The 13,220-nt window shown below is 52.4% G+C and carries 15 protein-coding genes; 5 read left to right on the top strand and 10 right to left on the bottom strand.

Going from position 1 to position 13,220, the window contains the following annotated elements; translation table 11 throughout:
• Positions 1-25 precede the first annotated feature (25 nt).
• From K7P01_RS11110 to K7P01_RS11075, 8 genes are all read right to left on the bottom strand, one after another.
• The gene (locus tag K7P01_RS11110; RefSeq protein WP_267292916.1) at positions 26-1,330 is read right to left on the bottom strand and encodes a PDZ domain-containing protein; all 1,305 of its coding nucleotides are present in this window, start codon (positions 1,328-1,330) and stop codon (positions 26-28) included.
• Positions 1,331-1,352: 22 nt separating this feature from the next.
• Entirely contained in the window at positions 1,353-2,684 is a 1,332-nt protein-coding gene (locus K7P01_RS11105; RefSeq protein ID WP_267292914.1) for a DUF58 domain-containing protein, read from the bottom strand.
• Positions 2,684-3,661: an AAA family ATPase gene (locus K7P01_RS11100; protein WP_267292912.1), complete on the bottom strand. Its 978-nt coding sequence runs from the start codon at positions 3,659-3,661 to the stop codon at positions 2,684-2,686. Before K7P01_RS11100 ends, K7P01_RS11105 begins: the two co-directional genes overlap by 1 nt.
• Positions 3,662-3,672: 11 nt before the next feature.
• On the bottom strand, positions 3,673-4,875 hold the full coding sequence (locus K7P01_RS11095; RefSeq protein ID WP_267292910.1) for a DUF4350 domain-containing protein: 1,203 nt from the start codon (positions 4,873-4,875) through the stop codon (positions 3,673-3,675).
• Complete coding sequence (locus K7P01_RS11090; RefSeq protein WP_267292908.1) at positions 4,872-5,651, bottom strand: DUF4129 domain-containing protein; 780 nt, start codon at positions 5,649-5,651, stop codon at positions 4,872-4,874. The genes K7P01_RS11095 and K7P01_RS11090 overlap by 4 nt, the downstream gene beginning before the upstream one ends.
• Positions 5,638-6,645, bottom strand: a complete 1,008-nt coding sequence (locus K7P01_RS11085; protein WP_267292906.1) for a hypothetical protein — start codon at positions 6,643-6,645, stop codon at positions 5,638-5,640. The genes K7P01_RS11090 and K7P01_RS11085 overlap by 14 nt, the downstream gene beginning before the upstream one ends.
• A complete protein-coding gene (locus K7P01_RS11080) occupies positions 6,623-7,591 on the bottom strand; it encodes a stage II sporulation protein M (RefSeq protein WP_267292904.1) in 969 nt (322 codons plus the stop codon). Before K7P01_RS11080 ends, K7P01_RS11085 begins: the two co-directional genes overlap by 23 nt.
• A 97-nt stretch (positions 7,592-7,688) precedes the next feature.
• Positions 7,689-8,936, bottom strand: a complete 1,248-nt coding sequence (locus K7P01_RS11075; RefSeq protein WP_267292902.1) for a dipeptidase — start codon at positions 8,934-8,936, stop codon at positions 7,689-7,691.
• A 58-nt stretch (positions 8,937-8,994) separates the two neighbouring features.
• On the opposite strand from K7P01_RS11075, the gene K7P01_RS11070 reads away from it, so the two are divergent.
• From K7P01_RS11070 to K7P01_RS11050, 5 genes are all read left to right on the top strand, one after another.
• Positions 8,995-9,708 carry an RDD family protein gene (locus tag K7P01_RS11070; RefSeq protein WP_267292900.1) on the top strand — a complete coding sequence of 238 codons (714 nt, stop codon included), beginning with the start codon at positions 8,995-8,997 and terminating at the stop codon, positions 9,706-9,708.
• A complete protein-coding gene (locus K7P01_RS11065; protein ID WP_267292898.1) occupies positions 9,705-9,953 on the top strand; it encodes a cytochrome b5 domain-containing protein in 249 nt (82 codons plus the stop codon). Before K7P01_RS11070 ends, K7P01_RS11065 begins: the two co-directional genes overlap by 4 nt.
• Positions 9,954-10,114: 161 nt before the next feature.
• Positions 10,115-10,969, top strand: coding sequence for an N-acetylglucosamine kinase (locus K7P01_RS11060; protein WP_267292896.1), 855 nt, complete (start codon positions 10,115-10,117; stop codon positions 10,967-10,969).
• Positions 10,970-10,976: 7 nt separating this feature from the next.
• Entirely contained in the window at positions 10,977-11,780 is an 804-nt protein-coding gene (gene murQ, locus K7P01_RS11055) for an N-acetylmuramic acid 6-phosphate etherase (RefSeq protein ID WP_267292894.1), read from the top strand.
• Position 11,781: 1 nt separating this feature from the next.
• Positions 11,782-12,348 carry a hypothetical protein gene (locus K7P01_RS11050; protein WP_267292892.1) on the top strand — a complete coding sequence of 189 codons (567 nt, stop codon included), beginning with the start codon at positions 11,782-11,784 and terminating at the stop codon, positions 12,346-12,348.
• Here the strand turns inward: K7P01_RS11050 and K7P01_RS11045 are convergent.
• Positions 12,330-12,956 carry a SprT-like domain-containing protein gene (locus tag K7P01_RS11045; RefSeq protein WP_267292890.1) on the bottom strand — a complete coding sequence of 209 codons (627 nt, stop codon included), beginning with the start codon at positions 12,954-12,956 and terminating at the stop codon, positions 12,330-12,332. The two genes, K7P01_RS11050 and K7P01_RS11045, sit on opposite strands and share 19 nt — an antisense overlap.
• A gap of 59 nt (positions 12,957-13,015) precedes the next feature.
• Positions 13,016-13,201: a hypothetical protein gene (locus tag K7P01_RS11040; RefSeq protein WP_267292888.1), complete on the bottom strand. Its 186-nt coding sequence runs from the start codon at positions 13,199-13,201 to the stop codon at positions 13,016-13,018.
• Positions 13,202-13,220: the final 19 nt, after the last annotated feature.

The raw sequence follows: 13,220 nt of genomic DNA, 5'->3' as shown, positions 1-13,220 counted from the left end.
AGTACGAGACGTGACCGCATGGTTGTCAGAATAGAGCGAGTAGATCTTTTACGAACGTAAACAGCACAAAAGCGACAAACACAACAAGGCCCGCTATCCACGACCATCTGAATAAGGATTCGGGGTATTTCTTCCAGGTAATACCTTCATAGAATAAGGCAATGGTTTCCCAGAAGAGGGAATAAGGCAACGGCAGAATATTATATATCCAGACGATCAATGCGCGTGTGCTGACATGATGCGCAAACGACCGGATTGCTGGCGTAATGGCTATTGGCTCTATTTCGCTTCGCGATGCCTTGTATGTCACCTGAGAAATACCTCGCAGGGAGGAGGTAAAGAATTTTGATATGATAGATACGCCCTCACCCGCTGCCTGAAAAAATGTGCGTGACCGGTGTGTACGTGAAAAAAGGAGCTTAGTCTTTATGCCCAGCGCCACGCTGCCTTCGACGAAGGCGCCATCTTTCGCAAGAGTTTCTGGCATGACAATATATTTTGTCTGTACACTCGTTCGACCGTCCTGGATGCGTTCTATTTCTAGCAAGACGGTGTCAGTACCTTTATAGCGCTCGTTATGCACATTATCCAAAGATAGGATGGCCTCTCTCCCGTTCGCTTTCGTGATGAGATCACCGGGTTGTATTGCTGCGGCATCTGCCGGCGTTCCAGGAATGACAGATAGCACCTCAAACGGCATACGAAGGGACAGGCGGAAGTTCTCAGGGTCAGGAACAAATGTCTTCGCCATCTGAGGCGAAATAGTAATATCCAACACACTGTCACCCCTTTGAACGGTATATACTGCACCGTTCGGTAGCAACGCGGTTGGTTTGATTAGATCGTCAAACAATTCGTACTCGCGGCTGTTTATTTGTAGGATTTTGTCTCCTGATCGGAAGCCGGCCTCTTTCGCGGTCTGATTTGGTTCGATGCCGTAACGGTTCACATCTTCGCGAGTAATGACGCTATACGGTTTGACAAATGCGTCATACGTAAAAAAAGTCCAGGCAAAGAAGATCAGCGCCATCGCGCCGCCCCAGGTAGCCAGTAGCCGCCGCCCCAGGGTACGGTTTGCAAACTCCCATGGGTAGATCATGGCACTTTTCTGGCCATCGGTCACGGTATAGATGCGGGCAAGAAAAAATATCGGGATGTACCAACCCATGGAGAACTTTACGCCGCCGGCCCTGAACGTAAACAGCGATCGTCCATAGCCGAGGAAATAGTGGTCGTTAGAAACACGAAGCCAGCGGGACATTACAAAGAAGCCTGCCTGGTAGACCAGGTTAAGGATGGCAATAAGCAAAAGACTTTGCAATAAGTTCATCCGTGCGGTGATAATAAAATTGCTAAAACAGCCCCCTGGCCTTCAACTCCAGGTACTTATTGATCGTGTTCACCGTCAGATTCTCCGGTGCCGTCAGCAAGGCCTGTATGCCGTGCCGGCTCAATTCTTTTACAATAAGCTTTTTGTCATACGCAAACTTCTCGGCAATGACTTTGTGATATATACCGCGCACATCAGCCGCATGCGTGGTAGTCATAGCTTTCAATTCGGTATTCTCAAAAAAGACTACAACCAACAGGTGCTGTTGAGCCAGGCTTTTTAAGAAAGGCAGCTGCCGGTGGAGGCTATGGATAGACTCGAAATTCGTGAACAAAAGCAGCAGACTGCGCTGGCTCACTTTGCGGCGTACATGTGTGTACAATGCCGAGAAGTCCGACTCGCGGTAAGCAGTCTTCTGGTTGTACAGCACCTCGAGAATCTGCGACATTTGATTATTCTTACGTCCCGCCGGCAACGTAGTGCCAATCGTATCCTGAAACGTAATGAGTCCGGCCTTATCTGATTTTTTGATCGCAATGTTGGAGATCACCAGGCTGGCATTAATAGCATAATCCAACAGACTCATGCCCGCGAAGGGCATTTGCATCACGCGCCCTTTGTCGATCAGGCAGTACATCTGCTGTGACCGTTCGTCTTGATAGTGGTTCACCATCAGGTGCGGACGGCGTGCGCTGGCCTTCCAGTTGATGTTGCGAAAGTCGTCGCCACTCACATATTCCTTGATCAGCTCGAACTCGGTGTTCTGACCAATGCGACGGATCTTTTTGATACCGGCTTCCGTCAGCCGGTTAGAGATGGCCATCAACTCGTACTTGCGCATTTGCAGGTATGAAGGATATACCGGTACCATGGCATCGTCCGAAAATTTATACCGGCGGCGAAGGAAACCGATCGGTGAGCAGACAAAGATGTTGACTGTGCCGAAAGAATACTCGCCACGCTTTACCGGCCGCAGCGAATACTGTAAAGTCTTGCTCTGCCCTGGAGGCATGGAAAGCGCAAAGTGCAGGTCGCGACGCTGGAACTGGTGCGGTATCTCGTCGATGACGGTGATGTCCGCTATAAAAGGATAATAATTTTCCAGGTGAATACGGATCTCGTTCTGGTCACCGTTCGACAGCTTCTCGGGAGTAATGCGATGCCCATGCAGGCCCTTGCGCAAGCGGAAGAGCAATAGCGTATCCGCAAGGATGACCGCCAGCAACAGCAAGAAAGCAGCCTGGGGAATCAGGATGGGCCACTCCAGCACAAAGCTGAGAATGAACAGCATCACGACTGTTCCCGTGGCAATAAAAAGCCGGTTGGTTAAATATAGTGGACGGATGAGCTTCACTAGCGTGGTACTTCGATTTTATCGACGATCTGTCTTACCACTTCGTCTGTCGTCACACCTTCCATCTCCTTATCAGGCGTAAGCATCAGGCGGTGCCGCAACACTGGCAGCGCGATATACTTGATATCTTCCGGCGTTACAAAGTCCCGGCCGTTAATGGCAGCATAGGCTTTGGCACTGTTAAGGATCGCGATCGATGCCCGCGGTGAAGCCCCCAGGAAGAGCGCCGGATTATTGCGCGTCTCGTGCATAATGCTGGCAATATAGTGCACCAGGTTCTCTTCGATATGTACTTGCTGCACCGACTCACGCACCTGCCGGATTTGATCTACGGTCAACACCGCATTCACCTCGTCCAGCGCCAGGTGGCCACGACGACGGTGGTGATTCGCGAGAATAGAAACCTCTTGCAACAGTTCGGGATAGCCCACCGTAATCTTAAACAGGAATCGGTCCAGCTGCGCTTCCGGCAAACGGTATGTGCCTTCATGCTCCACCGGGTTTTGTGTAGCGACTACCAGGTAAGGATACTCCAACGGATACGTCGTACCATCGATGGTAACCTGCCGCTCTTCCATCACTTCGAACAATGCCGCCTGGGTCTTGGCCGGGGCGCGGTTGATCTCGTCAATCAATACGATATTCGAGAAGATCGGACCAGCCTTAAATTCAAACTCGGTCTTTTTAACATTGAAGACGGAAGTACCGAGTACATCCGACGGCATCAGGTCGGGCGTGAACTGAATGCGCGAGAACTTCGCCGATATAATTCGCGACAGCAGTTTGGCCGTTAACGTCTTGGCTACCCCCGGCACGCCTTCGATCAGCACGTGGCCGTCAGCCAGGATGGCCGTGATGAGCAGGTCGATCATCGCTTCCTGACCCACGATCACTTTGCCGATCTCTTCGCGAATGCGTGTTACGCTGGCGTTGAGGGCGCTAAGGTCTACGCGGCTTTCAAATGCTTTTTCTTCCATAATGTTGTGTGTTATAGCGAGGAGGGAGTGAATTTTTCAATACGGTCATTGAGGTCGATCAGGCGGTCCAGCGCCACGTCGGGCTTTGACTGGATCAGGCGAATGACATTCACCAATGCGCGAACATCTTCAGCCGGCTTGCCCGACTTGCGAATGAGGGCCTCCGTAAAGGCATTGTCCAGCTTGGTGGTAGAAAGCCAGTAACGTGTCCGTACCTGCTCAAGCCAGTACATAATAAGCTTTTCAGCAATATCCTTGTGGTCGCCGTGCTGATAATATAGATCGCCGATGGTATGGACAAACTCCAGTGTGGTATTGGCCACCGGCTTAATGATCGGAATCGTGCGCTGCCGGCGTTTGGCTTCAAATAAAATGAAGAGCAACAACGCCAGAATCGTAATAAAATAGGCCCACCGCAGCGTCGGTGTCATCAGGATAAAGCGCAGCGGAGTCCGGGCTTCCATACGCCCCAGCTCGTAAAACTCCGTCCAGAGCAGATCGTTGTCAGGCAAGTACGAAAGCGTTGTGGCGGCAAAACGATTATTTTCACCAGACAACATATAGGCGTTGGTAAAGATCATCGGCGTGCTGTTAAGAATAATCTTGCCCTTGCCCCAGGGTATCGTTACCGTCACGATCATGCCCAGGTCGTTTACCGCAGCCACGCGCATGTCCAGGGAATCGTTTGTGATAGCGATCCGTTCACCCATGTTTTTACGCGGATAGAGATAATGCGTGGTATCTGGCAAGCCTGCGTTGGAAAAGCGCAGGTGGGTGCTGTCCGTCGCGTCGGTCATATACTGAGTATAGCCGTCTTCATAAAAATAATTCGTGATCTCAATTCCGAGTGTATCCGGCAGCTTGCCATACATCCCACCCGTGGAAATCAGTGCATGACCTCCCATGGCCACGTTTTTCAGCAGCGCTTTTACTTCCTCGTCGCCGGGCGAGAAGGACGAAGCAACGATCAGCAGGTTTACCGGTTTTTGTACGCTGTCATAGAGCTCATACAACGTCTCGTTATTTTGCCGGATGTCGCGATCGGCAAACTGGTCGTGCACCAGGGTGTTGAGAGCATGTCCGCCAAACGGTATCTTGTGTTTATGGTAATACGTCACGCGCCAATCCAGTTGCCGCGGGGCCAGTAGATTGAAGGCCACGTAGATCAGAACGGCACCCCCGAGGTAGAAGATATATTTCCAGTCTTTTTTCAACGCACGTTGGTTTTCCAGGTGTTGAAGATACTGTTTACGCGCTGGTAGTGCTCGCCCGTAATGGAGAAGTTACCATACCATGCGTTCTCGAAATAAAAGTTCAGCTCGCGAAAGCCGACCTTCAACTCGGCTACCGACAGTTCACGCAGGTAGTCGTGGTTGGTCTTGCCCGGTTCCCAATGAATGTGTTGCCGGTCGGAGAGCAGCTTGAGACTATACAAAAATGTTAACCGAATGGCCAGGCGATACGCATGCTCTGCCAATGCATCGGCAATAAGCTTTTCAAAATCCATCTCGTGAATGTTCTCTTCCAACACCGTATGGTGCAACGTGGCCCGGCTCCTGGAACGGAGCATGTTAAGGGCGTCAATTTTGAGAAGCCGCAGAATGACATACGTCAAAATACCCACCCCCAGGATGCCGACGATTACATTGCCCCAATCCGTCGATTCGCCCATAAAGAACAACCAGCGAAGGATCGCCACCAGCCACATCATCAGTCTGTCCCATAACCCTACTACGGCCGGGCTATCTTGCCCGTAGTCCATTTCCGGATCTTCCTGCATCTGCTGCAGCTTGGCAGGATCCATGGCACGGGCTTCTATCGTGGTGCTGTCGTTCGGTGGAACGACCTCCGGCACTTCCTTCTCGTCTTCGCCTGCAACAACCGCGTCCATCAGCGTGTCTATGGCAGTCTGCGGCACCTGGTCTTGCGCATAAGCACCGACCGTGAGCGTCAGCAAGAAAAGAAAGAAAAACGATCTAGTAATGTTCATCGGCTTGTTTGGGTGCACTTGTTTCCCCAAAAGACTCCAGGTTGTTTAGCAAACCCCGCGCTTCTTTAAGCTCTACCAGGTTATAATATTGAAACGCCAATCCCAACAATGGGAGCGCGTAAAGCATGATATTGCAAATAAAATAGAGGATGAAGAACACAGACCCCACGGCGTTCCACACGGACGAGGGTTCCTGAAACTCGGCACCGTCAACCTCGTGCAGGAAAGAGAGCGCCAGAATGATATACCATGGAATCAGAAAGACACCCGAGATCACCGACTGGATCAGTGTATTCAACGCGCCCACACCAAACGTGCTCCACACCTTGCCCTTTACCAGGTATATAAGCCGTTGCAGGCCATCGAAGAAGCTCACGGGCTCCACGGCCCGGATAATAAAGATCATCGACAGGTTCATGCCGAGCAACCCGGCCCCTACATAAAAACCAAGCACAAAGAAAATCGTCAGGAAAGGGCTAATGGTCGCAGCCACTCCCATCACCAGCATCAGCGGGATGGAGAGTATCATAAAAGTGATCATCGTCAGAAAAAAGTACGACGTCACCGTGCCAAAATACCGGCCGAAGTTTTGGCGCACATAACTCCATACCTCGCTTACTTCAATCTGGTTGCTGCCCTTCTCCCGGTACAGCCGCATGTAGCCATAGACGCATGCGATGGTGATCACACCGCCGATCCACAGAAAACCCAGGATACCGATGACTTGTAACAGGAACGTAATCGACGTAAAGTAATCTTCGATGTTTTCAACACCGGCGCCGTAAGCGTTGCCGCGCGACGCCTTGCTAAAGCCCAGGATACGGTTAAAGAAATCATTGATAAAGATGGCCCCGACCGCTACCGGCGGCCCCGCAATAAAGAGCAAACACCGCGACAAAGACTTGAAGTTTTGCCGGACGAATTCAAACACGACGCTCATCTTCTGACTGAAGTCGCGCTCTTTCTGATACTCAATCAACGTGAAGTTTTCCATGTTTGGCAAGGCGATAAGGATGATAAACAAAATAGAACAACATGATAAAGGCGGATAAGCCAATGATCAGAACTTTCAGGCCCCAATGCATAAAAGCATAGCGGGTAACGAACGACTCGATAAAGCCGGCCACGATAAAGAACGGTACCAGCCCCACGGCAATCTTCACGCCCCGCAAGGCGCCGCGCTTGAACGATGCCATGCGCGAGTATGTACCCGGAAATAACAGACTGTTGCCCATGACAAGACCCGCGCCGCCGGCAATGACGATAGACGTAAGCTCAATCGTGCCGTGCAGCATCACCACCGGCGCGCCCTGCGCCAGCTGTTGCTCCGTATAAAAGAAAGTCAGGAACGTACCGACCATCAGGCCGTTGTAAAACAGCAACAACCCGGTAAAGATGGAGGACACGGCACCTACGGCAAAAGCCCGAAGGGCCACCATAATGTTGTTGAGGGTAATGCGAAAGAACATGTCACTCTCATTGCCGCCTTCGTATACCGCGGTGGGGTTACCGTTGTGAATGTTCTCGAGTGTCATATTCACATAGTAGTCACCCAGGATCAGACGCGTAAAGGTGTCGTCGTACAACGTAGAGACCACTCCGACCGCACCAGCGATCAGAAAGATCAGCAGCGCATACAGCATTTGCTTTCGGCTGGCGTATACCGCCGAAGGTATTTCGTGTGTCCAGAAAGTACGGAAGCGGCTCCGGTCTTCTTTTTTATTCTTGTAAATCTCCAGGTGGATCTTGGAAGCCAGGTTGTTGAGGTACGTGGTCACGCGACTATCGGGGTACTGCGTGCGTGCAAAGGAAAGATCGTCGGTGATCTGAATGAAGACTTCGGCCAGCTTGTCGGGGGTAGATGCCGCCTGTGCGGACAGTGTTCTCTCAAACTCCTGCCACCGCGCCTGGTTTCGTTTTACAAATGCAGCCTCTCTCACAGGGTGTATGCTCCGCTCATGCGGAAGCCAAAAATGCACAATTTCTAAACGGCATACACGCATTTGCCGTTGTGCAAGGGCGAAATATTTTTACCGATTACGGCCGCGCCGCCGCCAGCGCAGCGTTCCACACACGGAACGTGTTTTTGCTGCAAATCTTCTCGATATCCTCCGGCGAATAACCGCGTTTTAACAGGACATACAACAGGTTCGGATACTTGGACACATCCTCCAGGCCGGTGGGCAGATCGCCGTCCACGCCGTCGAAGTCCGAGCCCAGTCCCACATGGTCAATGCCCGCCAGCTTCACAATGTGGTCGATGTGGTTGGCCACCATCTCCACATCGGTATTCAGCGAGGGGTTGTCCTGGCGGAACTGCTCGATGACGGGCTTCGCCAGCGAGTCGGTATACTTCAGGTTCCTCGCCTCCAGCAAGGTGGCCAGCTTTTCACGGTTCTCCTGGTTACGCTTCACCACGGCGGAGTCGAGAAAGGCGTTGTAAAAGTTGATGTGGATCACGCCGCCGTGCTCACCCATTTTCCGGATCATATCGTCGGTCATGTCGCGTCGTACGGTCGGCGCAAAGAAACGGCACGCCGAGTGCGAGGCAATGCACGGCACTTCCGTCAGGGCCAGCACCTGGTAGAACGTGCTGTCGTCTACGTGTGAAATGTCAACCATAATGCCCAGGCGGTTCATCTCCTTTACCACGTCGCGGCCAAAAGGACTCAGGCCATTCCACGTGTGGGTGGTGTCCCCCGACGAGTCACAAATCTGGTTGTCTTTGCTATGGGAGAGGGTGATATAGCGAATGCCGCGTTTGTAAAAATGCTCCAGGTTCTTCAGGTCGTTGCCGATGGGGCAGCCGTTCTCCATGCCCATTGGCAACGAGATCTTGCCCGCGCGGGTGTTGGCTTCGACCTCGGCCGGTGTACCGGCAAAGGCAAACTTGTCCGACAGCGAGTCGGTAATGCCCGTCACCATGCTGATCACCGAATCGGCGTATGCCTTGCCGTGGTCAGGCAGCTGCTGGTACGAGGCTGGAATATAGATTGACATAAAGGGTGCATCCAGGCCACCCTGGCGGGCCCGCTCATAATCAAAGTCGCCCGTATTCGATTGAAGGGGAATGCCCAGGAACTCACGTTCCAACCGGAAGTGCCGCACGTTGAGTCTGTACGGTAAGTCCACATGGCCATCTGTCAGAATAAAGACCTGCGCCAGCGAGTCCGCCATATGCCGTAGCTTCTCTTCGGGCAGGGTGGTGTAGTCGACAGGGTCCGGCCGGCATCCGGCTGTCAGGACCGCCAGCAGGATCGTTACAAGAGTGAGATCTTTGCGCATCGTCAGATTTCTATTTGCATTATCTTTACAACGGAAAAGTTATCGAATTTCCTTCCTGATGCAAACTGTAAGTGTACGGACAACGCAAAATGTTTTTATCCAATACCCCGTTGCTTCGCTGGGTGACCGCATGGCAGCCGGCTTGATCGACACCGTCATCGTCGTCGCCTACATCGTGCTGGTGGCCTATGGCATGAGCCTCGTCGAGATCGACTCGGCTGCCCTGGGCATCTCGGTATTGGTTATTCCTTCGATACTCTATCACCTCCTGTTCGAGATCTTTATGGATGGCCAGAGCCCCGGCAAACGGCAGATGAAGATCAAGGTCGTTCGCACGGACGGCACGCCCGCCACCATTGGCAACTATTTGCTGCGGTGGCTGCTGCGCCTGGTGGAAGTGCAGGCTGCGCAAGGCATGATTGCAGTCATTACCATCGCCTGGAACGGCCGCGGCCAACGCCTGGGCGATATTGCCGCAGGCACTACGGTGGTAAAGCTGGTCAAGCAGAAAGACGTGACTGCCGCCGAAATCTTTACCCTGGCCACGGACGACTACGTGCCGCAATTCCCTGGCGTGATCATGCTCTCCGACCGCGATGCCGAGTTGATACAGCAAGCGCTGGAAGTGTATCGCCGTCACGACAACCTGCAGCCCGCCATGATCGTCACCGAAAAGATCAAGACCCGTTTGGGCATACAGACCGACATGACCTTTGAGGCATTTCTGACGACGATCCTCAAAGACTACAGCCAACTGACCGCCGGCAAGTGAATACACACGAAACACTTCCTACCTACACACGCGCACAGTTGGCCCTGCGCAACGGTCAGGACAAGCCGCAGATATGGGTGGCGTACAAGGGTCTCATTTACGACGTGGGACGCTCCCGCCTGTGGCGCGATGGCAAGCACTACGAACACTGGGCAGGGCAAGACCTCACCGACGAGCTCAAGGATGCGCCACACACAGATTCTGTTTTCGAAAAATTTGCCGTAACCGGACGCTTATTACCATAACCGGACATGCAGAGCATTAAAAGATTGTAAATTTTACCAGACACACGAACACATTTCGTTGTGTTCTTTTTTGTTGTTGTTTACTCTTTTAGTTTTGCCAGGTTGAATGACGGCACTTCCGGATTCAACTGATTTACTTTGCCAAACCAGTACCACGCGACATGATTCTTATAGCCGACAGCGGAGGCTCCAAAATCGATTGGAGATTTATTCAAAACGACGGATCGATTGGCCAGGCCAACACGCCGGGATTCAATCCGTATTATCAACCCATCGAAGATCTGAAAAAGAACGTGCAGGAGGTGCTGTTGCCGAAGATCAACCAACAACAGGGTGACGTCAGCAAGATCTTTTTCTACGGCGCCGGGGTATCGTCGGTAAAGAATCAGCTTACCATCAAGAGCGCGTTCCTGGAGTTCTTTCCCGAAGCACAGATCGAAATCGGTTGGGACTTACTCGCTGCCGCCCGTGCACTGTGTGGACATGAAGCCGGCATTGCTTGTATAATGGGCACCGGTTCAAACTCCTGCCTCTACGATGGTACCGCCATTGTCGACAACGTCGCCAACCTGGGCTGGATCCTGGCCGACGAAGGATCGGGTGCTCACCTGGGCCGCCAGTTCCTGGTAGACTACTTGCGCAACAAATTGCCAAAAACACTGGCCGCGCAGTTCCACGAGCGCTTCCCGCTGACCCGCGAAGAGTTTCTCGAGAAAGTATATCAGCAAGAGCGCCCAAGCGCTTTCCTGGCAAGCTTCACCAAGTTCCTCTTCCAACACCTGAAGGAATCGTATTGCTACGACCTGGTATACCGCAGCTTCTCCGAGTTCTATGAGAACAACGTGATGCAGTACAAAAACTACCAGGACCTCAAAGTGCACTTCACCGGCTCCATCGCCTTCTACTTCAGTGACGTGCTGCGCCAGGTGGCCAACGACAAAGGCATCACAGTAAAGAACATCCTGGAAGGTCCTATTGCCGGCCTGACCCTGTACCACCAGAACGAATCAAACTAACATACTCGTGGCAGCTACCACCGAATCCTCATCCGACTACGACAATCTCGAACAGATGAGCGTGCGTGAGCTGCTCGAAAACATCAACCGCGAAGACCAGACGGTGCCCCATGCCGTACAGAAGGTCATCCCACAAATAGAAGCCCTGGTGAACGCCATTGTCGAGCGCATGCAGCCAGGTGGCCGCCTGTTCTACATCGGCGCCGGCACCAGTGGTCGCCTCGGCGTGGTCGATGCATCTGAGATCCCGCCCACCTTTGGCGTGCCGCACGGGCACGTTATTGGTATAATAGCCGGTGGTGACAGAGCCATTCGCCGGGCAGTAGAGAACGCGGAGGACGACGCGGAACAAGCCTGGAAAGATCTGCAGGAATATAACATCAGCTCCCGCGATGTACTGGTGGGCATTGCCGCCTCTGGCCGCACACCATACGTTATCGGGGGACTGGCCACAGCACGGAAGCACAGCATTGCGACCGGCTGCATCGTGTGTAATGCCGGCTCGGCCGTAGCCCGCGAATCGGACTTTCCCGTTGAGATTGTGGTGGGGCCGGAATTCCTCACAGGCAGTACACGGATGAAGTCGGGCACAGCCCAAAAGCTGGCCCTGAACATGATCACGACATCGGTCATGATCCGTCTCGGCCACGTACGGGGCAACAAAATGATAGACATGCAGCTGACCAACCACAAGCTGGTGGAAAGAGCAGTTCGCATGATCGTAGACGAGCTGGGCATCCCGACCGAAAAGGCTGAACAACTGCTGCGCGAACACGGTTCTGTCAGAAAGGCTATCGATAGCCAACAATGACATGCACGAGATAGAACCTTATTACAACTGGCTTAAATATTACGACCCAGCGGAAGACGAGCGCTCGCCCTTCTACGGCAAAGAGTATAACTTCGATCGTTACTCCGAAACCATCTACGGCTACTACATTGATCCCGCCTGGGACGGCATCGGCTCCGAGACGTTATACATCAAGATTCTCTACGCCGACTACGACGCCGGCTACTGCGTCATCGAGTTTATCGGCGAGTGGAACGACACGCTGCACAACGACATCATGACGCTCAAGCGAAATATACTCGAAGTGCTCATCCACGAGGGAATCAATAAGTTTATCCTGATCGGCGAGAACATCATGAACTTCCACGGCTCCGACGACTCGTATTATGAAGAGTGGTTTGAAGAAGTGGGCGATGGATGGATCGCGGCCGTAAACTTTCCCGAGTTTGTGCGCACCGAGTTTCAGAAGTATCACATCGACCAGTATATCAACATGGGTGGCACGCTTCAGCTAGACCGTTGGCGTACCTTGCTGCCCACGGTGTTTTACGACCTGGTTAGCAATTTCATTCAAAGAAGACTGAACTGAACGTCGCTCACCTGGGCGTCGGCCGGTACCAGATAGTCACGCTTCGACTTTAATTCGCGGCAGACCACCCGCGTACGGCGCAGCTTACCTTTCTGAAAATAACGGTCTTGAAGCTTAAAGATGCTGCCTTCCGGGATCTCCGACAGCGTGGCGAAACGGTGGGCATCCTTGTCAAACTTGCGTAGAGCCAGGGTTAGCTCGGCGTCGGCAAACGAACTGGCCTTTGGATTGATCATGTGGCGTCTTAGGACATGTAAGATTTCTTCCGGAAACACAGTTTCCCAGAGCATGGGGACCATCAATTCCGTAAACATCGTCTTCCATTCCTCACCGTGTGGGTCAACACGGGCGCCATGCTTGAGGTAAACACGCAGGTGCGCAACCTCATGTACATACGTTACCAGGAAGGTATAGGGATTCAGGTCGTGGTTCAGCGTAATACGGGGGTGGCTGCGGGTATTACGACTGGTAAAATCACCCACCTTGGTCTGCCGGCTTTTGGTCAGCTTCAGCTCAAACGGGCTTGCCTGCCACAAAGCAAAACAATACTCCACCGAAGAGGAGGGCAGGTGTTGCTGTAATATGGGTAATACCTTGTCTGGGCGCATATAAAAGCAAAAAGGCTTTAGATAACTAAAGCCTCTTGATAACAATCTTTGCAGATTGATTAGTGAGCCGGAGCTGCAGTAGTGTCAGTTGCAGTTGTGTCAGCAGCAGTTGTATCAGCTACAACAGGTGCAGGAGTTTCAACTACAGTTGTGTCAGCGTGCGTCTCAGCAGTTTCTTTCTTGCCACAAGCAACGAATGCCAGTGCGAAGCCACAAACGGCTGCAAATGCGATAAATTTTTTCATAGTTTACAGGTTTTAAAAA

The organism is Parachryseolinea silvisoli, from assembly GCF_021190955.1.
GTDB classification, from domain to species: Bacteria; Bacteroidota; Bacteroidia; order Cytophagales; family Cyclobacteriaceae; genus Ohtaekwangia; species Ohtaekwangia silvisoli.
The sequence above is the reverse complement of the archived record's forward strand: the minus strand, read 5'-3'. Positions and strand labels throughout refer to the sequence as shown.

What these genes read in the sequence shown, in the direction of transcription:
- K7P01_RS11110 (WP_267292916.1), bottom strand. Translation starts at nt 1,330, where the DNA reads ATGAACTTATTGCAAAGTCTTTTGCTTATTGCCATCCTTAACCTGGTC.
- K7P01_RS11100 (WP_267292912.1), bottom strand. Translation starts at nt 3,661, where the DNA reads ATGGAAGAAAAAGCATTTGAAAGCCGCGTAGACCTTAGCGCCCTCAAC.
- K7P01_RS11090 (WP_267292908.1), bottom strand. Translation starts at nt 5,651, where the DNA reads ATGAACATTACTAGATCGTTTTTCTTTCTTTTCTTGCTGACGCTCACG.
- K7P01_RS11085 (WP_267292906.1), bottom strand. Translation starts at nt 6,645, where the DNA reads ATGGAAAACTTCACGTTGATTGAGTATCAGAAAGAGCGCGACTTCAGT.
- K7P01_RS11075 (WP_267292902.1), bottom strand. Translation starts at nt 8,936, where the DNA reads ATGCGCAAAGATCTCACTCTTGTAACGATCCTGCTGGCGGTCCTGACA.
- K7P01_RS11070 (WP_267292900.1), top strand. Translation starts at nt 8,995, where the DNA reads ATGCAAACTGTAAGTGTACGGACAACGCAAAATGTTTTTATCCAATAC.
- K7P01_RS11060 (WP_267292896.1), top strand. Translation starts at nt 10,115, where the DNA reads ATGATTCTTATAGCCGACAGCGGAGGCTCCAAAATCGATTGGAGATTT.
- K7P01_RS11050 (WP_267292892.1), top strand. Translation starts at nt 11,782, where the DNA reads ATGCACGAGATAGAACCTTATTACAACTGGCTTAAATATTACGACCCA.
- K7P01_RS11045 (WP_267292890.1), bottom strand. Translation starts at nt 12,956, where the DNA reads ATGCGCCCAGACAAGGTATTACCCATATTACAGCAACACCTGCCCTCC.
- K7P01_RS11040 (WP_267292888.1), bottom strand. Translation starts at nt 13,201, where the DNA reads ATGAAAAAATTTATCGCATTTGCAGCCGTTTGTGGCTTCGCACTGGCA.